The organism is Actinopolyspora mortivallis DSM 44261 (assembly GCF_000384035.1).
In the GTDB taxonomy this organism is placed as follows: domain Bacteria; phylum Actinomycetota; class Actinomycetes; order Mycobacteriales; family Pseudonocardiaceae; genus Actinopolyspora; species Actinopolyspora mortivallis.
In genome coordinates this window covers 2027275-2051142 of sequence record NZ_KB913024.1, presented here as the reverse complement: position 1 = coordinate 2051142, position 23868 = coordinate 2027275, and the positions used below count along the sequence as shown (strand labels likewise).

Annotated in this window: 15 protein-coding genes; 10 read left to right on the top strand and 5 right to left on the bottom strand. The window is 67.3% G+C overall.

Annotated elements, in window-relative coordinates; all coding sequences use genetic code 11:
• Window positions 1-82: 82 nt before the first annotated feature.
• The 3 genes from ACTMO_RS0109765 (at window position 83) to ACTMO_RS0109755 (ending at window position 2851) form a co-directional block, all read left to right on the top strand.
• The gene (locus tag ACTMO_RS0109765; RefSeq protein WP_019854507.1) at window positions 83-760 is read left to right on the top strand and encodes a LuxR C-terminal-related transcriptional regulator; all 678 of its coding nucleotides are present in this window, start codon (window positions 83-85) and stop codon (window positions 758-760) included.
• Between the two features lie 86 nt (window positions 761-846).
• Window positions 847-1974: a glycosyltransferase family 4 protein gene (locus tag ACTMO_RS0109760; RefSeq protein ID WP_033401854.1), complete on the top strand. Its 1128-nt coding sequence runs from the start codon at window positions 847-849 to the stop codon at window positions 1972-1974.
• Window positions 1975-2191: 217 nt separating this feature from the next.
• Window positions 2192-2851 (top strand): response regulator transcription factor, encoded by a 660-nt coding sequence (locus ACTMO_RS0109755; RefSeq protein ID WP_019854505.1) that lies wholly within the window; start codon window positions 2192-2194, stop codon window positions 2849-2851.
• 42 nt (window positions 2852-2893) lie between these two features.
• Here ACTMO_RS0109755 and ACTMO_RS0109750 read toward each other — a convergent pair whose 3' ends face one another.
• Entirely contained in the window at window positions 2894-3727 is an 834-nt protein-coding gene (locus ACTMO_RS0109750; protein ID WP_019854504.1) for an alpha/beta fold hydrolase, read from the bottom strand.
• Window positions 3728-3816: 89 nt separating this feature from the next.
• Window positions 3817-5682 carry a glycoside hydrolase family 2 protein gene (locus tag ACTMO_RS0109745; RefSeq protein WP_026449053.1) on the bottom strand — a complete coding sequence of 622 codons (1866 nt, stop codon included), beginning with the start codon at window positions 5680-5682 and terminating at the stop codon, window positions 3817-3819.
• 196 nt (window positions 5683-5878) lie between these two features.
• Between ACTMO_RS0109745 and ACTMO_RS0109740 the strand changes: the two genes are divergently transcribed.
• From ACTMO_RS0109740 to ACTMO_RS0109710, 7 genes are all read left to right on the top strand, one after another.
• Window positions 5879-7621, top strand: a complete 1743-nt coding sequence (locus ACTMO_RS0109740; protein WP_019854502.1) for an AMP-binding protein — start codon at window positions 5879-5881, stop codon at window positions 7619-7621.
• Window positions 7622-8437: 816 nt separating this feature from the next.
• Entirely contained in the window at window positions 8438-10135 is a 1698-nt protein-coding gene (locus ACTMO_RS0109735; protein WP_019854501.1) for a glycine/sarcosine N-methyltransferase, read from the top strand.
• Between the two features lie 65 nt (window positions 10136-10200).
• Window positions 10201-11394 carry a methionine adenosyltransferase gene (gene metK / locus ACTMO_RS0109730; protein ID WP_019854500.1) on the top strand — a complete coding sequence of 398 codons (1194 nt, stop codon included), beginning with the start codon at window positions 10201-10203 and terminating at the stop codon, window positions 11392-11394.
• 158 nt (window positions 11395-11552) lie between these two features.
• Entirely contained in the window at window positions 11553-12527 is a 975-nt protein-coding gene (locus ACTMO_RS0109725; protein WP_019854499.1) for a carbohydrate kinase family protein, read from the top strand.
• A 20-nt stretch (window positions 12528-12547) separates the two neighbouring features.
• The gene (gene metH, locus ACTMO_RS0109720; RefSeq protein WP_019854498.1) at window positions 12548-16153 is read left to right on the top strand and encodes a methionine synthase; all 3606 of its coding nucleotides are present in this window, start codon (window positions 12548-12550) and stop codon (window positions 16151-16153) included.
• 58 nt (window positions 16154-16211) lie between these two features.
• Window positions 16212-17675, top strand: coding sequence for an adenosylhomocysteinase (gene ahcY, locus ACTMO_RS0109715; RefSeq protein WP_019854497.1), 1464 nt, complete (start codon window positions 16212-16214; stop codon window positions 17673-17675).
• Window positions 17676-17772: 97 nt separating this feature from the next.
• Window positions 17773-18666, top strand: a complete 894-nt coding sequence (locus tag ACTMO_RS0109710) for a methylenetetrahydrofolate reductase (RefSeq protein ID WP_019854496.1) — start codon at window positions 17773-17775, stop codon at window positions 18664-18666.
• A 173-nt stretch (window positions 18667-18839) separates the two neighbouring features.
• Here ACTMO_RS0109710 and ACTMO_RS0109700 read toward each other — a convergent pair whose 3' ends face one another.
• The 3 genes from ACTMO_RS0109700 to ACTMO_RS0109690 form a co-directional block, all read right to left on the bottom strand.
• Window positions 18840-21047, bottom strand: a complete 2208-nt coding sequence (locus ACTMO_RS0109700; RefSeq protein WP_019854494.1) for a thiamine pyrophosphate-dependent enzyme — start codon at window positions 21045-21047, stop codon at window positions 18840-18842.
• Between the two features lie 81 nt (window positions 21048-21128).
• Window positions 21129-22052 carry a LysR family transcriptional regulator gene (locus ACTMO_RS0109695; protein WP_019854493.1) on the bottom strand — a complete coding sequence of 308 codons (924 nt, stop codon included), beginning with the start codon at window positions 22050-22052 and terminating at the stop codon, window positions 21129-21131.
• Window positions 22053-22076: 24 nt separating this feature from the next.
• On the bottom strand, window positions 22077-23777 hold the full coding sequence (locus ACTMO_RS0109690) for an aldehyde dehydrogenase family protein (protein ID WP_019854492.1): 1701 nt from the start codon (window positions 23775-23777) through the stop codon (window positions 22077-22079).
• Between the last annotated feature and the right edge of the window lie 91 nt (window positions 23778-23868).

The window sequence follows — 23868 nt, the reverse complement described above, 5'->3', positions numbered from 1 at the left end:
CGTCCCACGAGGAGTTCCGCGGAATCCTGGCCTGCGATCGTGTGTGACCTGGGGCAGAATCCGATGTGAACACCGAAGGTCAGTGGGTGTGCCGGGGGGCGGGATGCTGCGTCTGCTGTTGGTGGACGAACAACGCATGTTCGTCGAGGCGTTGGGCCAGTGTCTGTCCACCGCGCCGGACCTGTGGGTGGCGGGCAGCGCCGACCCGTTCGAACAGGAACTGGCGGACAAGATCGCGGCGGCTCGTCCGGACGTCGTGACGGTGGATCTCGTCTCCTGTGGGAGCGAGGCATCGGAGGTGCTCCGCCGACTGAACGAGGCCTGCCCCGCTGCGGGGATCGTGGTACTGGCCTCGGGACCGGGGCGGGAGCTGGCCGTGGAGGCGGCGCGTGCCGGAGCGCTCGCCTGGGTGCCCAAGGAGCGCGGTATCGCCGACCTGGTGACGGTGATCCGGGGGGTGAGTCGGGGAGAGGGGTGGTATCCCCCCGAGTTGTTGGGGCCGGTGCTGCGTTCCCTGCGACGGCAGGACGCTGGTTCCGGAGGGAGCGGGCCGCTGGAGTCCCTCAGCTCCAGGGAGCGGGACGTGCTGGCGGGGATGGTGGAGGGAAAACGATCCCGGCAGATCGCCGAGGAGCTGTTCGTCTCGGTGCAGACCGTACGGACCCACACTCGCAGTATTCTCGACAAGCTCGACGTCCACAGCCAGATCGAGGCGGTCATGCTGGTTAGGTCGGGGGAGGGGACGAGGGACCAGGCGTGATCGTGGGGCGACCTTCCACAGGAGCGGCCTCCTCCGGGACTCCGCGTTCCCGGGGAGGGCCGGGGAAGCGCGGAGCACGGGTGTTCATGGTCATCACACGCCTCGACGGGGGTGCGGGGGTCGTTGCGTTATGGTCGGCGGTGGAGCTGCTGGCGCGTTCCTACGCCGTGACCATCGTCGCCGGCGTCGAAGGCGGTCTGCTGGAACGGGCACGTCGGGCGGGAGTGCCCACGGTGGTGGAGCCGAGTCTGTGCAGGCCGATCCGACCGTGTCGGGATCTCACGGCGTTGTTCCGACTGACCTGCCTGTTCCTCCGGGAGAGGGTCGACGTCGTGCACACCCACACCGCCAAGGCCGGGGCGGTGGGAAGGCTGGCCGCCCGGTTGGCAGGTGTCCCTCGGGTGGTGCACACCTACCACGGCTTTCCGTTTCACCCTTTCCAACCAGGGGTCGTCCGGGAGAGTTACGTCCGGATCGAACGCCTGCTCGGTCCGCTCACCGACACCGTGCTCTGCGTGGGGAAGTCGGTCACCGCCGAGGCGGTGGAACGCGGGCTGGTGCCACGGGACCGCGCCCGTACGGTCGGGGTGCCGGTTTCCCGCGAGGTGCCGCGCGCCGATGCCGTGACCAGGGCCCGAGCGCGGCGCGAACTGGGCGTCTCCGAACACGGACTGTTGGTCGGGGCGGTGGGACGGCTGACGTACCAGAAGGCCCCGGAGGACTTCGTGACCGCCTTGCGGCTGCTGTCGGAGCGGCACGAGGTCCGCGGCGTGTGGGTGGGGGACGGGGAGCGTCGTGATTCCGTGGCCGCGCTGGCGCGGAGAGAACTCGGGGAAGGGCTCCTGCTGACCGGCGAACGGGAGGATGTGCGGCGGTTGCTTCCCGCCTTCGACGTGTTCGTGCTGCCGAGCAGGTACGAGGGCCTGCCGTTGGCCCTGGTGGAGGCGATGTGGTGCGGGTTGCCCGTGGTGGCCACGGCGGTCAACGCGGTTCCCGACCTGGTCGTTCCGCCGGACACGGGGCTGTTGGTGCCGCCGGAACGTCCGGACGCCCTGGCCGCCGCTGTGGCGGAGCTGCTGGGGTCTCCCGTCCTGCGTGCCCGGATGGGGGAGGCGGCACGCCGGCTGATCGACGAGCGTTTCGACCTGGCCGCGCACTGCGACGAGACGGAGCGCGCCTACCGCCTCGAACACGCCGAACACCGAGCGAAGTGAATTCTTCACTCAGTGTGCAAGCTTTGTGGTGACCGTGTACAACTGGGGTATCGGATCGGCGAGTCCGGAGCGGATGCACCGAACGAGGGTTCGTAACCCGTTCGCGAGTGTCCACCGGACAGGCCGAGCGCGTCCGGACTCGCGGCCCCGTGCGGGCACGGGCGAGGAATCCGTGCAGGGTGTGTCGCGCGGGCGCCACGGCGACGAGGGGGGACCAATGGCTCGGTTGGTGCTGGGCGATGATCACGCCGTTTTCGTGGACGCGTTGGTGACCGTGTTGCCCCAACGGGGAATCGAGGTGCTGGCCACGGCCGACACCATCGAGGGCACTGTGGGCGTGGTCCGGGACAACGCACCCGAGGTGTGCCTGGTGGAGCGGTTCTTCGTCGACGGGGACTCCCTGGACTTCCTGCACGAGATCATGGCGGCCGGAGGGCCCCACATGCGGGTGGTGCTGCTCACGGCGGATCGTGAGCCGGCGGCGGTCCGCCGTGCGATGCGGGCCGGGGCCGCGGGATACGTCAACAAGATGTGCGGGCTGACCGCCCTGGTGGAGGCGGTAGGCAAGGTGTGCGCGGGACAACCGGTCACCAGACTGCCCGCCTTGGCGCAGCGCAGGATCTGCGGTGAGGACAGTGGAAGGGGGGCGCCGTTGGAGGAACTCACCCCCCGCGAACACGAATGTCTGCGGCTGCTGGCCACGGGTGCGCACACCGCCAACATGGCCCGTTCCCTGGGCATCTCCACCGCCACGGTACGCAGCCACGTACAGGGCTTGCTGACCAAGCTGGGAGTCCACTCCCGACTGGAGGCGGTGACACTGGCCATCCGGCACAGTCTTCTCGACAGCGGTGACGCTGCCGAGCGACAGCGGTGACACCGCCCTGGGAGACACGGAGGCCTCCTCGGTTGGGTCCGCTCAGCGGTGGCCGCCGATGTGGTCGAGCAACAGCTCGTTGATCCGTTCCGGAGCCTCTTCGGACATCCAGTGGGAGATCCCACGCAGCACCTCGAAGCGGTAGTCGCCGGTCACATAGGAGGCCGTCGCCTCGGCGGCCCGGGCTCCCACGGCGGCGTCCTCGGTGCTCCACACGTAGAGGGTGGGGACGGTGATCCTTCCCACGGCTCCGGTGTGCCGCATGGCGCGGTACCAGTTCAGCGCGGCGGTGAGCGCGCCCGGTTCCCGCATCCGGTCGAGGTAGGTCGCCACGTGCTCGGCGGGAACGCGTTGCTCGAAGAACTGTTCGAGGCGTTGTGCGCCCTCGGCCAACAGGGTGTGCTCAGCGTCCTCGGAGCGGAAGAGCCGCATGTAGGCGGATCTGCGCTGTTGGTCCGGGTCGTGCGTGATCGCCTGCCCGAAGGCCTCCGGATGGGGGACGGACAGCGCGGACAACGTCCGTATCCGATCCGGTGCCGCTGCGGCGGTGGCCCAGGCCACGGCCGCTCCCCAGTCATGACCGACCAGGTCGAAACGCTCCCACTCCAGCCGGTCGGCCATCGCCAGCACGTCGCCGACGAGTTCCTCCATCCGGTACGCCTCCACCCCCTCGGGACGCACACCGGGGGAGTAGCCCCGTTGGTCGGGCGCGACCGCGTGGTAGCCCGCGCCGGCGAGAGCCGCGAGCTGGCTCCGCCACTGCAGACCCGACTGGGGGAAACCGTGCAGCAGCAGCACACCCTGAGCGGCGGGCGGCCCCGCCTGCAACGCGTCGAACTTGCCCGCCGCGGTGGGAATCGTCACGTGATCCGGCACACGGCCACCATACGCGCGATCCGCGACCGAGATCCAGAACCCGACCCACGCGAACGGGGAAACGGAGCGCCGGTTGCGTCACCGTCCGGTCACGGAACCGGCGTGCCGGCCCCGATCACGGCCTCGTTGACCCGTTCGACCCGCTCGACGACTGGTTTGACGACCCGCCTGTCGTAGGTCATCAGACCGTTGACCTCGTTCTCCACGTCGGAGAGCTGGGTGTGGACCGCCGCCGAGAGACCTCCGCGTTCGACCGCCTCGATCAGGGAGTGTCCGAGCTCCTCGTACCGGCGGGTGAGTCCCTCCCGCGTGTCGACCATCTCGTAGGCATGCGGTTCTCCCGGCCACAGATGTCCCGGTACGACCAGGCCGAGACCGCCGTACTCGCCGTCCACGGCGGCGCGTTCGGAGGTGGCTTCCGGTCTCCCCGGGCCCACGTAGGTGTGGTCGTCGTAGATGTCACCCGTGCCGGTGTCCGGCAGGGACGAGCAGCAGTTCACGCCGCTGGAGGCGTTCACCAACCTGCTCGGGTCCAGACGTCGGACCGTGCCCGCGATGCGGGCGGTGTCGAACTCGCCCCATCCCTCGTTGAACGGGACCCAGGTCACCAGTGAGGTCACACTGTCCAGCTGGTCGACGATCGTGGTCATCTCCCGTTCGAAGGCCCTGGCGGCCTCCTGGCCGGGAGGACCGTTGGTTCCACCGCTGTCCGAGTCCAGGGACGGTATGTCCTGCCAGACCAGAACTCCCGTCCTGTCGGCCCAGTAGTACCACCTCTTCGGAGCCACCTTGGTGTGTTTGCGCACCATGTTGAACCCCATCCGGCGGGCCTGGACGAGGTCGTGGCGCAGCGCCTCGTCCGTGGGAGGGGTGTGCAGACCGTCCGGCCAGAAACCCTGGTCGAGCAGGCCCTGCTGGAACAGGATCCGGCCGTTGAGCGCCATACGCTGTCGTCCCCGTGAGTCGGTGACCAGCTCGATCGAACGCATGCCCGCGTAACTGTCCACGCGGTCCAGCTCCTGTCCGTCCGGTCCCAGCAGCCGCACGGTCAGTTCGTAGAGGTACGGATCATCCGGGCTCCACGGGCGGGGGTCGGGCACGGGTGCCCGCACGGGTTCGCCGGCCGGCGTGCGGGTGCGTGACACCACCGCGCCGTCCGGACGGGAGACCGTGGTCTCCACGGCGGAGGCGTCCTCGCCCCGGATCTCGGGGGCCATCCGGAAGCTCTCGTCACCGAGGCGGGGAGTGATGTTCAACTCCGCCAGATGGGTGGGGGAGACCGGTTCGAGCCAGACGGTGCGCCAGACACCCGAGGACCCCGTGTAGAAGATCCCGCCGGGTCGGTCGCGTTGTTTGCCGAGCGGATAGGGCCCACGTTCGTTGGTGTCGGTGACCGCCACGGTCAGCCGCTGGTTCCCTCGGGGACGCAGTGCTTCGGTCACGTCGAGGGTGAACGAGGTGAACCCTCCCTCGTGAGTGCCCAGCCGACTGCCGTTGACCCACACCGTCGCCCGCTGGTCCACCGCGCCGAAGTGCAACAACACCCGGTCCTGCTGCCAACCGGGGGGAACGCGGAACTCCCTCCGGTAGAGCATGTGGTCGTCGTGCCTGCGGATCCCGGACAACGCGGACTCCACCGGGTAGGGGACCAGGATCCGCTCGGGAAGGCGCTGTCGTCGATCCGGCGGGGCGTCGCCGCCCGCGTACCTCCACTCCCCGTTGAGGTTCCTCCAGCGGGGGCGCTTCAGCTGCGGACGGGGGTACTCCGGCAGTGCGTTGTCCGGACCGACCCGTTCGGTCCACGGGGTGCTCAGGGGAGGTCGTTCCGGACGCCACCCCTCCTCCGGGGGCGCGGCCGCCGCCGGCATGACACAGAGCACGAGGAGACCGGCCAGGGCCACTCCACCGGCGGTCCGCAGGGGGTGGCGGAGACGTCTCGGCCGCGACGACCTCATGGGGGCTCCTTCGAGTTTTTCGGCGAGCACCAGCGGTCGACATTAGTGACCGAGAACACGGGCTAGGTCAACGTGCCACCCGCGTGGTTGACCCGTGGGGAGGAATGCTGTGGCCCCGAAGGGGTGAGGCGGTTAGCTTGTGAGATCCCCCGCACGTGCCGGGGCGGGAGAACACGACAGTGGAGAGTGATCGAGAATGACGGAGACCACAGCCTCCGGGCGGGCCTCCCGGTCCGAGCGGCCGGAGGAGGGCACCGCGACCGAGCAGTTCCGCTCAGCCCGGGACTTCCTGCTCCGCAACGCCGAGGACTACGAGGCGGCACGCGCGGGCTTCCGCTGGCCCGAACCGAGGTATTTCAACTGGGCACTGGACTGGTTCGACACCATAGGCGGCGAGGTGGACCGGACGGCGCTCTGGATCACCCGTCCGGGAGGAGACTCCGAGCGGGTCTCCTACGCGGAGCTGACCACGCGGTCGAACCGGGTGGCCAACTGGTTGCGCGGACTCGGGGTGAGTCGTGGGGACCGGCTGCTGCTCATGCTCGACAACCGTACGGAACTCTGGGAGACCCTGCTGGCCGCGATGAAGCTGGGGGCGGTGACGATTCCGGCCACCCCCTTGCTCGGCCCCGGGGAGCTGGGGGACCGCCTCGAGCGGGGAAGGGTCCGGCACGTGGTGACCTCCGTCGAACACGTTCCCAAGTTCGACGGCATCGGCGGGGACTACACCGGCGTGTCCGTGGGTGGGGTGCGGCCCGGTTGGTGGGACTACACCGAGAGCGCGAGTGCTCCGACCGAGTTCCTCCCCCAGGGCAGAACCCGCGCCGAGGATCCGCTGCTGATCTACTTCACCTCGGGAACCACCGCCCTGCCCAAACTCGTCGAGCACACCCACCTCTCCTATCCGGTGGGGCATCTGAGCACCATGTACTGGATAGGGCTGCGGCCCGGTGACGTGCACCTCAACATTTCCTCTCCCGGCTGGGCCAAGCACGCGTGGAGCTGCCTGTTCGCTCCCTTCAACGCGACGGCGACCGTGTTCGTGCACGGTTACGAGCGGTTCGACCCCGAGCGTCTGCTGGACGAGATGTCCCGGTGTGGTGTGACCAGCTTCTGCGCTCCCCCGACGGTCTGGCGCATGCTCATCCAGTGTGATCTCGGGCGAGTGGCCAACCCACCGCGACGAGTGGTCAGTGCGGGGGAACCGTTGAACCCCGAAGTGATCGACCGTGTCTCCGAGGAGTGGTCGGTGACGGTCCGTGACGGGTTCGGGCAGACCGAGAGCAGTGTCCAGATCGCCAACACCCCCGGACAGCCCGTACGTCCGGGGGCGATGGGACGACCCCTTCCCGGGTTCGACGTGGTGCTGGTGGACCCGGTGACGGGGGAACCCTCCGACGAGGGGGAGATCTGTCTGGCGCTCGATCCCCGACCGGTGGGGCTGATGAGCGGTTACTCCGAGGAGGGCAAAACCACCGAGGTGCTGCGCGACGGTTACTACCACACCGGGGACGTCGGTCGACGGGACGCGGACGGTTACATCACCTATGTGGGACGCACCGACGACGTGTTCAAGGCCTCCGACTACCGCATCTCGCCGTTCGAGCTGGAGAGCGTGCTGTTGCGGCATCCCGCCGTGGCCGAGGCCGCCGTGGTTCCCGCCCCGGATCCGGTGCGGTCGGCCGTGCCGAAGGCCTACGTGGTGCCGGCACCCGGATACACCGCCGACCGCGACACGGCGCTGAGTGTGCTGCGTCACGCACGTCAGCACCTGGCGCCCTACCAGAGGATCCGCAGGCTGCAGTTCGCCGAGCTTCCCAAGACGATCTCGGGCAAGATTCGCCGCGTGGAGTTGCGTAACAAGGAACAGAACCGTGTCCACGACGACGCGGTCGTCGAGGAGTTCCGCGAAGAGGAATTCGACGAGCCGAAGGGGTGAGATTCCTTCCGTTCCCCGTTCCGTTCCGGTTCGGGGAACACTTCGCTCGTTCGGACCAGTGGGCCGAAATCCTGAATGCCGCACAATCGATTATGCGGATTGTCGACAATAATAAAGTAGAAAAGAATCAGGGGGCGTGGAGGTACGGAGCTAGGGGAGGTGGAGACCCCGTCCGGGGTTCTTCGGCCCTCGAAGGGGCGCTGAGCTGCGAAAAGAGGTTCCGGTTCGACTGGGGGTGGGGTGTCTCACCGTCATCGGAGTACGAGCGTAACATCCGTGCCCTCTCCTGCGATGGAACGGGCAGAAGCGAATACGGAACGCGGAAACTCCCCCTGTCGGGGCCTCGGGTTCGTCCGATCGCACTCTTGCACCTCGCGTGGTTTTCGTGATACGCGCCGCGCACGCGTATTGTACGTCAAGTTCGGATCGAACGCCTTTGTCAGATCGTGACCTGCGGGGCGAAAGAGCGAATTTCTCCAGGTGAGGGCGGATTTTTTCACGGTGGGTGATCACGTGAATCATGCGATCCTACTATTTTTATGATTAGGGTCACAGCTATTTGCTGTTGCATTTTCCGTGAATGCGCCTAAGTTGGGTTCTCGGCGTACGGAATCTGCGTCGGGATCGGACGGCAAAGGTGCCGACCGAGTGTGCTGATCGGTGTCAGTGCGCGGCCCGTCAGGCGGCTGCCCGCATCGGTCCGGCGTGCCCCTTGTGTGAGGTGACCCGGCGCGCCCGTGAAAGCTCGGGGCGGCGAAATTCGCCGCGGTTCCGAGCGGTGCAGTGGCGCTTGACCAACGCGAGTGGGAGCTGAGTATGACCAAGAGCGTGGACGATCTTGCCCGTGGTGACCAGGAAGGGGACGATCAGGACCCGGTGTACCGCGAGCAGCAGGCGTTCGGCGACAATCCGTTGGAAGTACGCGACACTGATCACTACACGCATGAGTACGTCGGCGGTTTTGTCGACAAGTGGGATGATTTGATCGACTGGAAGAAGCGCTACGAAAGCGAAGGAAACTTCTTCATCGATCAGTTGCGCGCACGCGGTGTCAAGACCGTGCTGGACGCTGCGACGGGAACCGGTTTTCACTCGGTTCGACTTCTCGAAGAGGGGTTCGAGACCGTCAGTGCCGACGGAAGCCCGCAGATGCTGGCCAAGGCCTTCAGTAACGGACTGGCCTACGGTGGTTACATCCTGCGTGTGGTCAACGCCGACTGGCGTTGGCTCAACCGGGACGTGCACGGCGAGTACGACGCGATCATCTGTCTGGGCAACTCCTTCACTCACCTGTTTTCGGAGCGGGACCGCCGCAAGACCCTGGCCGAGTTCTACGCGATGCTCAAGCACGACGGTGTCCTGATCATCGACCAGCGGAACTACGACTCGATTCTGGACAACGGGTTCTCCAGCAAGCACACCTATTACTACGCTGGTGAGGACGTTTCCGCGGAGCCGGACTACATCGACGACGGTCTGGCGCGGTTCAAGTACACATTCCCGGACAAGTCCGAATTCTTCCTCAACATGTATCCGCTGCGGAAGGACTACATGCGGCGGCTCATGCGTGAGGTCGGTTTCCAGCGGATTGACACCTACGGTGACTTCCAGGAAACTTACGGTGAGAACGAGCCGGACTTCTACATTCACATAGCGGAGAAGAACTACCGCACCGAGGACGAGTTCATCGACATGTATTCGAGTGCGGTACACACCGCACGCGACTACTACAACTCGGAGGACGCGGACAACTTCTACTACCACGTCTGGGGCGGTAACGACATCCACGTCGGCCTCTACCAGACCCCGCAGGAGGACATCGCCACCGCCAGCGAGCGCACCGTCCAGCGGATGGCGGACAAGGTGGAGATCAACTCCTCGACCAGGATCCTGGACCTGGGAGCCGGTTACGGCGGGGCCGCCCGCTACCTGGCCAGGACCTACGGATGCCACGTCACCTGCCTCAACCTCAGCGAGGTCGAGAACCAGCGCAACCGTGAGATCACCAGGGCCGAGGGCCTCGAGCACCTGATCGAGGTGGCCGACGGCTCCTTCGAGGACATCCCCTACCAGGACAACGCCTTCGACATCGTCTGGTCGCAGGACTCCTTCCTGCACAGCGGTGACCGGGGCAGGGTTCTGGAAGAGGTCGTCAGGGTTCTCAAGCCGAAGGGCTCGGTGCTGTTCACCGACCCGATGGCCGCGGACTCGGCGAACAAGAACGACCTCGGTCCCATCCTGGACCGGTTGCACCTGGATTCGCTCGGTTCGCCCGGTTTCTACCGCAAGGAGCTGGCGCGGCTGGGTCTGCAGAACATCGAGTTCGAGGACCTCAGCGAGTATCTGCCCGTCCACTACGGCCGGGTGCTGGAAGTGTTGGAGAGTCGGGAAAAGGAACTCGCCGAGTTCATCGGCGAAGAGTACCGGACCCACATGAAGACCGGACTGCGCAACTGGGTGCAGGCCGGCAATGGCGGGAGCCTGGCCTGGGGCATCATCCACGCCAGGGCATGACAGCCGTCGCGTACGAAGAACGTTCGAAGAAATCAGCAGTGAGGTGAAGTTCAGCCGTGACTGAGATGAACCGCAGGTTGTTCACCAGTGAGTCCGTGACCGAGGGCCACCCGGACAAGATGTCCGACTCGATCAGCGACGCCATCCTGGACGCGATGCTGGCCCAGGACCCCCGCTCCCGCGTGGCGATGGAGACCATGATCACCACCGGCCAGGTGCACCTCGCCGGTGAGGTCACCACCGAGGCCGACGTGGACATCCCCGCCACCGTGCGGGAGAAGATCCTGGAGATCGGCTACGACAGTTCGGCCAAGGGCTTCGACGGCAACACCTGCGGCATCAGCGTCTCCATCGACGCGCAGTCCCCGGACATCGGGCAGGGCGTCGACAGCGCCCACGAGACCCGCGTCGAGGGTGCCATCGACGAGATCGCCCAGCAGGGCGCCGGTGACCAGGGGCTGATGTTCGGCTACGCCTCGAACGAGACCGACGAGCTGATGCCGCTGCCGATCGCTCTGGCCCACCGCATGTCGCGCAGGCTGACCAGGGTTCGCAAGGAGGGCGTGCTGCCCTACCTGCGCGCGGACGGCAAGACCCAGGTCACGGTCGAGTACGCCGGGGACCAGCCCGTCAAGCTGGACACCGCCGTGCTCTCCACGCAGCATGCCGAGGACATCGACCTCGACGCGATGTTGGCCCCCGACATCCGCCAGCACGTCATCGACCCCGAGATCGAGCGGGTCGGACTGGACACCACGGACCTGCGCCTGCTGGTGAATCCGACGGGTCGGTTCGTCACGGGTGGTCCGATGGGGGACTGTGGTCTGACGGGGCGTAAGATCATCGTGGATACCTACGGGGGTATGGCGCGGCACGGTGGTGGCGCGTTCTCGGGTAAGGATCCGTCGAAGGTGGACCGGTCGGCGGCGTACGCGACTCGGTGGGTGGCCAAGAACGCGGTGGCCGCGGGGTTGGCCAGTCGGATCGAGGTGCAGACGGCCTATGCGATCGGTAAGGCCGCGCCGGTGGGTCTGTTCGTGGAGACCTTCGGCACGGAGAACGTGGATCCGGTCAAGATCCAGGCGGCGATCAACGAGGTCTTCGATCTGCGTCCGGCGGCGATCATTCGGGATCTGGACCTGTTGCGGCCGATGTACGCGCCGACGGCGGCTTACGGGCACTTCGGGCGGACGGATGTGGACCTGCCCTGGGAACGCACCAACCGCGTCGAGGCCCTGAAGAACGCCGCTGGCCTCTGACAGCCGAACACGTGACGTGACGTGTCGTCGACGCCGCGGGGCGCGGTTCTCCCGCGCCCCGCGGCGTGGCGAGCAACACCAGGTTCTTTCCGTCCCCCACATGACCGCCGGCCGGTGACGGGCCACCGACATCGGCCTTGGTGAAGGAGTTTTTCGCAGTGCAAATCGCGGTGACCGGTTCTATCGCCACCGACCACCTGATGTCTTTCCCCGGCAAGATCGCCGATCAGCTCATCGCGGACCGGCTCGACCAGGTCTCCCTGTCGTTCCTCGTCGACGAACTCGAGGTACGCAGGGGCGGTGTCGCGGGCAATATCGTGTTCGGGCTCGGCCAGCTCGGTGTGAAGTCGCTGTTGGTGGGCGCGGTCGGCGAGGACTTCGCCGAGTACCGCGCGCTGCTGGAGCGCTACGGTGTCGACACCAGTGCGGTGCACACCTCCAAGACCGCCCACACCGCTCGGTTCACCTGCACCACCGACGAGGTGCAGAACCAGATCGCCTCGTTCTACCCCGGGGCGATGTCGGAGGCCCGTGAGATCGAGCTCAAGCCGATCTCCGACCGGGTCGGTGGGCTGGACCTCGTGGTCGTCTCGGCCAATGATCCCGAGGCGATGCTGCGGCACAGCCAGGAGTGCCGCGAGCGCGGCTACCAGTTCGTGGCCGACCCGGGCCAGCAGCTCGCCCGGATGGACGGCCCGCAGATCCGTAAGCTGGTGGAGGGGGCCAAGTACCTGTTCACCAACGAGTACGAGCACAGCCTGCTGCTGCAGACCACCGGCATGGCCCACGAGGAAGTGCTGCAGCAGGTCGGCATGTGGGTCACCTCACTGGGCGAGAACGGAGTGTGTGTCGAGTCCGCCTCGGCACCGACGATCGAGATCGCTCCGGTCAAGCCCAAGCAGGTCGGCGACCCCACCGGTGTCGGCGACGCGCTCCGTGCGGGCTTCCTCGCGGGACTGGCCAACGGGCTGGAACTCGAGCGTTCCATCCAGCTCGGATGCACCCTGGCGACCACGTCCCTGGAAACCGACGGGCCGCAGGAATACGAGGTGGACAAGGGATCGTTCGTGGCCAGGTTCGCCGAGGCGTACGGCAACCAGGCCGCCAGTGAGATCGAGTCCGTGCTTCGCTGAAGCGTTCGGAAGGCAGCGTGATGACGACACAGGAAGAATCGGGCCGTCGGGACAACGACCCGAGTGGGTTTCTCACGGCCATCGCCGAACGCGTGCTCGTCGGGGACGGCGGCATGGGTACGGCGTTGCAGGAGCACGACCTCACCCTGGAGGACTTCAACAACCTCGAGGGTTGCAACGAGATCCTCAACGAGACGCGTCCCGATATCGTCCGTTCGGTGTACCGGGGCTTCCTGAAGAACGGCTCGGACGCCATCGAGTCGAACACGTTCGGCTGCAACCTGCCGAACCTGGGCGAGTACGGGATCGAGGACCGCATCCGGGATCTCGCCGAGAAGGGAGTGGCGCTGGCGCGGGAGTGCTGTGACGAGTACTCCACGCCGGAGAAGCCACGTTTCGTGCTGGGCTCCATGGGACCGGGCACGAAGCTGCCCACGCTCGGCCACGCACCGTACGCGGACCTGCGGGACGCCTACCACCAGCAGGTCCTCGGCATGCTCGACGGCGGCGTCGACGTGGTGCTGGTGGAGACCTCGCAGGACCTGCTGCAGACCAAGGCCGCCATCGTCGCCGCCAAACGCGCGATGCGGGACCAGGGCAAGTGGGTGCCGATCATCGCCCACGTCACCGTGGAGCAGACCGGGACGATGCTGGTCGGCTCCGAGATCGGTGCCGCGCTGACGGCGCTCGAGCCGCTGGGCATCGACATGATCGGTATGAACTGCGCGACCGGTCCGGCCGAGATGAGCGAGCACCTGCGCGTGCTGGCCGACCACGCGCGGGTTCCGATCTCGGTCATGCCCAACGCGGGACTGCCCGAACTCGGCCCGAACGGGGCGGTGTACCCGCTCACCCCGGAGGAACTGTCCGAGGCGCTGGTCGACTTCGTCAACAACTACGGAGCACGCCTGGTCGGCGGCTGCTGTGGTGTCACCGGTGAACACGTGCGCCAGGTGGCCGAGGCGGTCAGCGGCCTGAACCCGGCCCCGCGCGAACCCGAGATCGTCCCCTCGGTCTCCTCGGTGTACCAGGCGATCCCGTTCGAGCAGGAAGCCTCGATCCTCAACGTCGGCGAGCGCACCAACGCCAACGGCTCCAAGGCGTTCCGGGAGGCGATGCTCGAAGGGCGTTACGAGGACTGCGTCGAGATCGCCAAGGCGCAGACCCGCGAGGGCGCGCACATGCTCGACCTGTGCGTGGACTACGTGGGCCGCGACGGCACGCACGACATGCGTGAGCTGGCCTCGCGGCTGGCCACGGCCTCCACGCTGCCGATCATGGTCGACTCCACCGAGGCCGACGTCATCGAGGTCGGCCTGGAGCACCTCGGCGGCCGGTGCGCGATCAACTCGATCAACTACGAGGACGGCACCGAGGAGGGCGGTCGCTACGACCGCGTCATGAAGATGGCCGTCGAGCACGGTGCCACCGTCGTGTGCACCTGCATCGACGAGGAGGGCCAGGCTCGTACCGCGGAGTGGAAGCTGCGCGTGGCCGAGCGGCTCATCGAGGACCTGACCCGTAACTGGGGTCTGGACAAGTCCGCGATCATCATCGATCCCCTGGTCTTTCCCATCACCACCGGCCAGGAAGAGGTCCGCAGGGACGGCATCGAGACCATCAACGCGATCCGGGAGCTCAAGAAGCGGCACCCGGAGGTGCAGACCACGCTGGGGCTGTCGAACGTCTCGTTCGGTCTCAACGCGGCCGCGCGGCAGGTGCTGAACTCGGTGTTCCTCAACGAGTGCCGGGAAGCCGGTCTGGACAGTGCCATCGTGCACGCGTCCAAGATCCTGCCGATGAACAAGATCGACGAGGAGGCGCGCCAGGTCGCCCTGGACCTCGTCTACGACCGGCGGCGTGAGGCCACCGACACCGAAGAGGCCTACGACCCGCTGCAGAAGCTCATGGCCCTGTTCGAGGGCAAGTCGGCGGAGTCCAGCGGGGCCTCCAAGGCGGAGGAGCTGGCCGCCCTGCCGCTGTTCGAGCGTCTGGAGCAGCGCATCGTCGACGGTGAGAAGACCGGCCTGGAGGCCGATCTCGACGAGGCGATGAAGGAGAAGAAGCCTCTCGAGATCGTCAACGACACGCTGCTGTCCGGGATGAAGACCGTCGGTGACCTGTTCGGCTCCGGCCAGATGCAGCTGCCCTTCGTGCTGCAGGCCGCGGAGATCATGAAGACCGCCGTGGCCTACCTGGAGCCGCACATGGAGAAGGAGGACTCCGGCGGCAAGGGCAGGTTGCTGCTGGCCACGGTCAAGGGCGACGTGCACGACATCGGCAAGAACCTGGTCGACATCATCGTGTCCAACAACGGCTACGAGGTGGTCAACATCGGCATCAAGCAGCCGATCAACACCATCCTCGAGGAGGCCGAGAAGCACGAGGTCGACGCGATCGGCATGTCCGGGCTGCTGGTCAAGTCCACGGTCATCATGAAGGAGAACCTGGAGGAGATGAACTCCAGGGGACTGGCCGAGAAGTACCCCGTGCTGCTCGGTGGTGCCGCGTTGACCAGGTCCTTCGTCGAGAACGACCTCGACGAGCTCTACCAGGGCGACGTGCGCTACGCCAAGGACGCCTTCGAGGGCCTCAAGCTGATGGACCGCATCATGCAGGCCAAGAACGGCGAGTCCCCCGAGGAGGACGAGGCGGAGCGCCAGAAGAAGGCCGAACGCAAGGCCCGGCGCGAGCGCTCCAACCGGATCGCGGAGAAGCGCAAGGCCGAGCAGGGGCCGGAACCGGACGAGCGGGACGACAGCGTGCGCTCGGACGTCGACCCCGACGTGCCGGTGCCCACCCCGCCGTTCTGGGGACCCAAGGTCGTCAAGGGGCTGTCCAGCAACGACTACCTGGCGCTGCTCGACGAACGCGCGACGTTCTTCGGACAGTGGGGCCTGCGCGGTGCCAAGAAGGGACAGGGCCCCAGCTACGAGGAGCTGGTGGAAACCGAGGGACGCCCGCGGCTGCGTGCCTGGATGGACGAACTGGCCACCAAGGGCATCCTGCAGCACGCGGCGTTGGTCTACGGGTACTTCCCCTGCGTGTCCGAGGGCAACGACCTGGTCGTGCTCGACAAGGACGCCCCGGACGCCCCGGAGCGGTTCCGGTTCAACTTCCCCCGGCAGAAGCGTGACCGCAGGCTGTGCCTGGCCGACTTCTACCGTTCGCGGGAGAAGGCCGAGGCCACCGGGCAGGTCGACGTGCTGCCGCTGCAGCTGGTGACGATGGGGCAGCCCATCGCCGACTACGCGAACGAACTGTTCGCCGCCGACGCCTACCGGGACTACCTGGAGATCCACGGGCTCGGTGTGCAGCTCACCGAGGCGCTGGCCGAGTACTGGCACCGGCGCATCCGCAGTGAGCTGCAGTGGTCCTCGGGTCTGACCGTGGCCTCCGAGGACCCGGAGAACGTGGAGGAGTTCTTCAAGCTCGGCTACCGCGGTGCGAGGTTCTCGCTCGGTTACGGCGCTTGCCCCGATCTCGAGGATCGCGCCAAGATCGTCGAGTTGCTCGGCGCGGAGAACATCGGTGTGGAGCTCTCCGAGGAGTACCAGCTGCATCCGGAGCAGTCCACGGACGCGTTCGTGGCACACCACCCCGAAGCCAAGTACTTCAACACCTGAAGACTCGGCCGTCAAGGCCGCAGAAGCTGCCCGATAGAGGAAACGAGGAAGGGAAATCATGAGCCCGAAGTTGCAGAAGGCAGGCGGCATCGAATTCGCTATCGCCGATCCGAAGCTGGCCGAGCAGGGCCGGCACCAGATCCGGCTGGCCGAGCACGAGATGCCGGGCCTGATGGCGACTCGGCGTGAGTACGCGGACAGCAAACCGCTGAAGGGCGCGCGTATCGCGGGCTCGCTGCACATGACCGTGCAGACCGCGGTGCTGATCGAGACGCTGGTCGAGCTCGGCGCCGAGGTACGTTGGGTTTCCTGCAACATCTTCTCCACCCAGGACGAGGCCGCCGCGGCCGTCGTGGTCGGCCCGAACGGCACTCCGGAGAACCCCGCCGGTGTTCCGGTCTTCGCCTGGAAGGGCGAGACCCTGGAGGAGTACTGGTGGTGCACCAACCAGCTGTTCCAGGGCTTCTCCGACAACCAGGGTCCGAACATGATCCTGGATGACGGTGGCGACGCCACCATGCTGGTCCAGAAGGGCGTCGAGTTCGAGACGGCCGGGGCCGTCCCGCAGCCCACCGAGGACGACCCGGAGGAGTTCAAGGTCGTGCTCTCGGTGCTGCGTGAGAGCCTGGCCAACGACAAGCAGCGCTTCACCAAGGCCGCCAAGGAGATCAAGGGCGTCACCGAGGAGACCACCACCGGTGTGCACCGTCTCTACGAGTTGGCCAAGTCCGGTGACCTGCTGTTCCCGGCGATCAACGTCAACGACTCGGTCACCAAGTCGAAGTTCGACAACAAGTACGGCTGCCGCCACTCGCTGATCGACGGCATCAACCGGGCCACCGACGTGCTCATCGGCGGCAAGGTCGCCGTGGTCGCCGGGTTCGGTGACGTCGGCAAGGGCTCGGCCGAGTCCCTGCGTGGCCAGGGCTGCCGGGTCATCGTCACCGAGATCGACCCGATCTGCGCGCTGCAGGCCGCGATGGAGGGCTACGAGGTCAAGACCATGGACGACGTGGTCGAGACCGCCGACATCTTCATCACCACCACGGGCAACTTCGACGTGATCACCGCTGACCACATGAAGCGGATGAAGCACAACGCCATCGTGGGCAACATCGGCCACTTCGACAACGAGATCGACATGGCCGGCCTGGAGAAGATCCCCGGTATCAAGAAGACCGAGATCAAGCCCCAGGTGCACGAGTACACCTTCCCCGACGGGCACGCGATCATCGTGCTGTCCGAGGGCAGGCTGCTCAACCTCGGGAACGCCACCGGCCACCCGAGCTTCGTGATGTCGAACTCGTTCACCAACCAGACGATCGCCCAGATCGAGCTGTTCAACAAGACCGACGAGTACGACCGTGACGTCTACATGCTGCCCAAGCACCTCGACGAGAAGGTCGCCCGGCTGCACCTCGACGCGCTCGGCGTCAAACTCACCAAGATGACCAAGGCTCAGGCCGAGTACATCGGTGTGGACGTCGAGGGGCCGTACAAGCCGGAGCACTACCGCTACTGATCCGCTCCGCGCACGAACACGTGTGACACGGGTGGCCACCACTGATCGTGGTGGCCACCCACGTGTGTGGAGCCCAGGACAACAAGGAGGCCTGAACGTGACTCGGGTCGTGGACCGGCTACAGCCGGGCAGGACCGTGTTCTCGGTGGAGTTCTTCCCTCCGCGCGGCGACGCCGAAGAGCAGATCCTCTGGAAGGCCGTGCGCGAACTGGAGCCGCTGAACCCCGCCTACGTCTCGGTGACCTACGGGGCGGGCGGTTCCAGCAGGGATCGCACGATCCGCACCGTCGGGCGTATCGCCCGTGAGACCACCATGCTGCCGATGGCCCACCTGACCGGGGTGGACCATTCCAAGGACGAACTGCGACACGTCGTCGGCTCGTTGGCCGACGAGGGGATCCGCAACATCCTGGCGATCCGGGGGGATCCGCCGGGGGACCCGATGGGTGAGTGGATCCCGCACCCGCACGGCATCCTCTACGCGGACGAACTGGTACGGCTGGTCCGTTCCTGCGGGGACTTCTCGGTGGGGGTCGCCGCCTTCCCCCACATGCACCCGCGCTCCACGGACGTGGAGATCGAGACCGATCATCTGGTCAACAAGATCCGTGCCGGTGCGGATTTCGCGGTCGCGCAGCTCTTCCTGCAACCGGAGTACTTCCTCCGGCTGCGGGACCGTCTCGCCGCGCGGAACTGCCACGTTCCCCTGATCCCGGGGGTCATGCCCATCACCACCCCGAAGGTACTGAGCAAGTTCGAACACCTGGCGGGGGTTCCGGTGCCTTCCGAGGTCTCGGCGGTGCTCGATCCGCTGGCCGAGGACCCCGAGGCGTTCCGGGCGGCGGGAATCGAGCTGATCACCCGACTGTGCGAGCGGCTGATCTCCGAAGGGGTTCCCGGGCTGCACTTCTACAGTCTCAACCGGGCCAAGGCCACCCGCGAGGTGGTGGACAACCTCGGCCTGGCCGAAGGAGTACCACAACCGGTCTGAACCGTCCGGGAGGTGGAGGTGTCGCCGCCGTGTCGCCCACACGGCGACGCCTCCGGGCCGGTGTCGTCAGGGGCCGACGGAGGTCCACGGACACGCCCCCGTTCCGTGGTCCCGCTCGCCGGACCACGGCTCGTGCAGCCAACGACGGTAGAGCCCACCGGGCGTGTGCTCGGTCATCCACGCCCCCCTTCTTCCGAGTGGACCATCTCCAGCGCGGTCTTTTCGACGGTCTGCTCGTCCAGCAGCACCCGGTAGGCCGCTTCCCCGAGGGGGACGAAACAGTCCCCGCTGGTCACTCGCCGGAGGAGACCGGAGAAGCCGCCGTCGACCAGCGCGGTGACCACGCGTTCCGAGATGCCCCCGCTGGCTCTGGTCTCGTCGACCACCAGCACTCTGCCGGTGGCCGCCGCCTCCGCGTGCAGCCGCTCGCTCGGAAGCGGAGCCAGCCAGCGCAGATCCAGCACACGGACCCCGATCCCGTGCCGCCCCAACCGCCGGGCCACCCGGAGACTCATCGCCAGACCGTTGCCCGAAGTGACCAGGGTGAGGTCGGAACCGTCGAGGTACCGGCGAGCGGATCCGAGCTCCACCTCCCCCTCCGCGGGGAAGGCGGCCGTCCAGGCCCCGTCGCCGGGTTCGTACAGGTCGCGGGTGTGGTACAGCGCGATGGGTTCCAGGAACACGCAGACCCTGCCGTCCACGGCGGCAGCGGCGACACACGTGCGCAGCATGGCCGCTGCGTCGTCCGGACGGGAGGGGGAGGCCACCACGATCCCGGGGATGTCCAGCAGCGCGGCCACACTGTTGTCGTTGTGGAAATGTCCCCCGAACCCCTTCTGGTAGGCGTAGGCGGGCACCCGCACCACCATGGGGTTGCGGTAGCGTCCCCGCGAGAAGAATCCCAGGGTGCTGGCCTCCCCGCGGATCTGGTCGGCGGCGTTGTGCAGGTAGGCCAGATACTGGATCTCGGGGATGGGCAGCAGTCCGGTCAGCCCGCTGCCCAGCGCGGTGCCCAGGATGCTCTGCTCGTCCAACACGGTGTCGAAGACACGCCCGGCCCCGAATCTCCGGTGCAGGCCGCGAGTCACCCCGTAGACTCCCCCCTTGCGGGCGACGTCCTGTCCGAACACCAGGGTGCGTCCGTCCCGGGCCAGGATCCCTTCGAGAGAGCGGTTGATGCTCTGGGCCAGGGTCAGTTCCGGCCGTTGTCGTGTGGGGGAGTCCGTTGTCGGGACAGAGAGCTCCCGTGCCCGTGAGCGGATCCCCTCCGGCGTGTTCCGGGCGATCGGCTCGGCGATCTCGGCGAATCCGGTCAGTTTGCGTCTTCCCAGGGCCCACTCGGCGGTCTCGGCGACCTCGGCGCGCCTGGCCTCGTAACGGTCGATCACCTCTGCGGGGGTGAGTACCCCGTGTCGTACCAGCGCCTCGGCCGTGGCCAGCAGCGGGTCCCGTGGGTAGTCGGCGAGGATCTCCTCCCGGGAGCGGTAGCCGGACTCCACGTCGGACCCCGCGTGTCCCATGAGGCGGACGGTGCGCAGGTGCAGGAAGGCGGGGGCCCGGTGCTCGCGTACCCACGCGGCGGCCCGTTCGGCGGTCTCCAGGCACTCCAGCGGGCGGTGGCCCTCGGCGGCGAAATACGGCAGCCCCGGACGGTTCGCGAAGGTCCGACTCACCCAACCCCGCGGGGTGGCCACGCTGATCCCGATCCCGTTGTCCTCGCACACCAGCAGCAACGGTAGCGGGATCCGCTGGTAGGCACAGTGCAACGCGGTGTTGATCGCGCCGGTGGCCGTGGAGTGGTTGACCGAGGCGTCGCCGAAGCTGCACACCACCACGGAGTCCCGGGGCCACTCCGACTCGACCCCCAGCTTGGCGGCTCGTTCGAGACCGAAGGCCAGCCCCACCGCCCGGGGAAGGTGGGAGGCGATGGTGGAGGTCTGCGGCAGCACGCTCAGCTCGGCGTTGCCGAACACCTTGTGTCTGCCACCCGCGATCGGCTCCTCGGCGGCGGCGACGACGCCGAGCAGCACGTCGCGCAGTGGCTGACTGCCCGGCAGTTGGGCCGCCCTGCGCAGGTAGAAGCCCCCCGAGCGGTAGTGCAGCAGCGCCGGGTCGGTGTGCCGCAACGCCGCGGCCACAGCCGCGTTCGACTCGTGTCCGGCCGAGCCGATGCTGTAATAGCCGACCCCGCGTTTTCCCAGTTCACGAGCTGCCAGATCCAGGTGTCTGCTGCCGCACTGGCTGTCGAAGAGGTCCAGCAGCCGTGCGGCCCGTTCCGTTCCCGGGGGGAAGGAAGGGGTCTCCGGAGCGGAAAGCTCCCGAACCCTGCGCGGGAAGTTGTCGTCGACCGGTTCGGTGTGCTGGTGCTCTGACGGGGACATCTCTCTTCCGATCAGGGGAGGCGTTTTCCGGACGGGCCGAGGTCCGGACGTCCGGTTCGGCACCCCGGCGCGGGATTTGGCTCACTCCGGTTCCGCGGCGGGCCAGTTCGCGCTCAGCGCGGCACAGGACTTCGCGAGACGGTCCAGAGCCAGGGGAAGCAGGGGGTTGGTGTTGTGTGGTCGGTATATGGCCTTGACCCTGCGGCAGGGTTGCTCACCCGATATCCGCTTGACGCGCAGCTGCTCGTCGGGGACCGCCAGCGCGGGCAGCAGCGCGCTTCCGAGGCCGCGACCGACGAGGTCGCGTATCACGCCGTAGTCGTTGCTGCGGAAGACGATGTTCGGCACGAAACCGGCCGCGGCGGCCATGCGTACCAGCACTCGTCCTCCCGCGGTGTCGTCCCGGGTGCAGATCCACGAGTCCTCGGCGAGTTCGCCCAGCGCCACGCTGTCCCTGGCGGCCAGGCGGTGTTGTTCGGGCAGGGCCAGGCGGAGCGGTTCGGCCAGCAGCTCCTCGGTCCGCAGTTCCGTGGGCCAGCACCGGGGATCCAGGTCGTACTCGAAGACCACGGCGGCGTCCACGACCCCTTCGAGCACGTCCCCGAGGACCTCGTCGGGTTCCCCCTCGTCGAGCTGTACCCGTGCGTGGGGACGTTCGGAGACCAGCGCCGCCAGCACCTCGGGGAGCACCCGGGCGTTGGCCGTGGCGAAACTGGCCAGCCGCAGGCTGCCCTCGTCACCCACGGCCATGGCCCGGATCTCGCGTTCGAGTGTTTCCAGCTCCCCGAGCACCTCCCTGCCACGTCGGGCGAGTCGTTCGGCGAGGGGAGTGCAGTGGATGCTGCGCGCGGTACGTTCGAACAGGTTCGCACCGAGGGTGCGTTCCAGCAGCACCATCTGCTGGGAGACGGCCGAGGCCGTGTATCCGAGTATCCGGCCGGCCTCGGCGAACGAACCGGTGCGCACGCACTCCTGCAGGGTGCGCAGGTGTATCGGATTGAGCACGTCGTGTGTCCCCGGTGGGTGGTCTCAGCGGTGTCCACGGAGTTCGGTGGGAAGCCGGTAGTCCAACTCGGGCTCGACGGCTCCCACATCCATCTGGGCCTTCTGCAATCTCCCGGAGAAGTCCCAGTTCAGCGACTGCCAGCGGGTGAACTGGTCGATCACCCACATGCCGGATAGCCTGCTGCCGTTGCCGGACTCGCCGTTGCCTCCGAAGGGCAGGTGTGCCTCCGCTCCGGAGGTGGAGTTGTTGGCGCTGACCATTCCGGCGTTGATGCCTTCGCGGAAGCGGAAGGCTGTGCCCGGATCCGTGGTGTAGACGGCCGCCGAGAGGCCGTATCCCGGCAGGTTGCCCAGTTCGACGGCCTCGTCGAGGGTCTCGAAGGTGGTGACCCCGACGATCGGGCCGAAGACCTCGTTGCCGAACAGGAAGTCGTCCGCGCGTACTCCGTCCACCAGCATCGGGTGGTAGTACAGCCCCGTGGAGTGGTCGCCGCGGAATCCCTTGCGGGGGTTGGAGTCGGTGATCTGCCCCGTCGACTCCGAGCCGAGTACACGGTGGTGGGGGGCCGTCTCCGCGAGGGCCTGTTCGAACCGGTCGGCGAACTTGCGGTCCAGCATCGGGCCGTAGAGCACGTCCTGGGTGGGATTACCGATGGTGGCCTCCCGCAGGGCGTGGTCCAGCCGTCGGACGAACTCGTCGTGGACGTCCCGGTGCACGATGAGGTTGCCGAGCGAGGTGCAGCGCTGCCCCGCTGTTCCCCACCCGGAGAACAGGGCGCCCTCCACGGCGAGATCGAGGTCGGCGTCGGCGGCCACCACCATGGGGTTCTTGCCCCCGAGCTCCAGGCAGGGGGTCTGCAGGTGACGTCCGCAGAGTTCGCCGATCTCACGGCCCACCCGACTGGATCCGGTGAATCCGACCTTGTCCACGACCCCTTCCCGCAGGGCCGTGCTCAGTCCCTCGAAGGTCGCCTCGCCCTCCGCGTAGACGAGGTTCAGCACCCCTTCGGGGACGCCGGCTCTCCAGGCCAGTTCCGCGAGGGCGCGCGCGGTGGCGGCGGCGTACTCGGCCGGTTTCCACACCACGGCGTTGCCGCAGACCAGGGCGGGGGCCAGGTACCAGGAGGGGACCGCCACAGGGAAGTTGCCCGCGGTGACGACGGCGGCGACCCCCACGGGTGCGCGGAAGGTGAACAGCTGTTTGTCCGGCATCTCGGAGGGGACCGTCTGCCCGTACAGTCTCCGTCCCTCGCCGACGAAGTAGTCGCAGGTGTCGATGATCTCCTGTACCTCGCCGAGCGCTTCGGTGTAGGGCTTGCCGATCTCGCGGGTCACCAGGCTCGCCAGTGCCTCCTTGTTGGACTCCACGAGCCGGCCGAAGCCGGAGACGACACGTCCCCGCACCGGAGCGGGAACCTTGGCCCACTCCCGCTGGGCCCGGCGGGCCTGGCGCGCGGCGGAGACGAGCGCGTCCGGTCCGTCGAGACGGACCCGGGCGACCACGTCGTCCAACTCCGCCGGATTGCGCGAGAGGTACTGTCCGTACCCCTCCTCGGACGTCGCCTGTCGTGTGGAGTCGATGGAACCGATCACCGATCCGCACTGCGTGGCCTCCACGGGGCACCCCATTTCCGCCGGTGTGTTCGGACGTTCGGTGTGTGCCGTAGCACACCCCGTGCCGTCACCGTAGACGGTGTGCGGCGCGGCGCCGAGGACCAGAAGCATGATTCCTGTTCGTGTCGAGCACGAGAATTTCTTGGTCCGCCGGTGTGGTGCGTCGTCGGGAACCGTCCCAGGCGGAGACTGCTATATTTGT

Bases quoted from the DNA above. Each gene is read 5' to 3' on its own strand.
- ACTMO_RS0109760 (WP_033401854.1), top strand. From the start codon at position 847: ATGGTCATCACACGCCTCGACGGGGGTGCGGGGGTCGTTGCGTTATGG.
- ACTMO_RS0109755 (WP_019854505.1), top strand. From the start codon at position 2,192: ATGGCTCGGTTGGTGCTGGGCGATGATCACGCCGTTTTCGTGGACGCG.
- ACTMO_RS0109745 (WP_026449053.1), bottom strand. From the start codon at position 5,682: ATGAGGTCGTCGCGGCCGAGACGTCTCCGCCACCCCCTGCGGACCGCC.
- ACTMO_RS0109740 (WP_019854502.1), top strand. From the start codon at position 5,879: ATGACGGAGACCACAGCCTCCGGGCGGGCCTCCCGGTCCGAGCGGCCG.
- ACTMO_RS0109735 (WP_019854501.1), top strand. From the start codon at position 8,438: ATGACCAAGAGCGTGGACGATCTTGCCCGTGGTGACCAGGAAGGGGAC.
- metK (WP_019854500.1), top strand. From the start codon at position 10,201: ATGAACCGCAGGTTGTTCACCAGTGAGTCCGTGACCGAGGGCCACCCG.
- metH (WP_019854498.1), top strand. From the start codon at position 12,548: ATGACGACACAGGAAGAATCGGGCCGTCGGGACAACGACCCGAGTGGG.
- ahcY (WP_019854497.1), top strand. From the start codon at position 16,212: ATGAGCCCGAAGTTGCAGAAGGCAGGCGGCATCGAATTCGCTATCGCC.
- ACTMO_RS0109700 (WP_019854494.1), bottom strand. From the start codon at position 21,047: ATGTCCCCGTCAGAGCACCAGCACACCGAACCGGTCGACGACAACTTC.
- ACTMO_RS0109690 (WP_019854492.1), bottom strand. From the start codon at position 23,777: ATGCTTCTGGTCCTCGGCGCCGCGCCGCACACCGTCTACGGTGACGGC.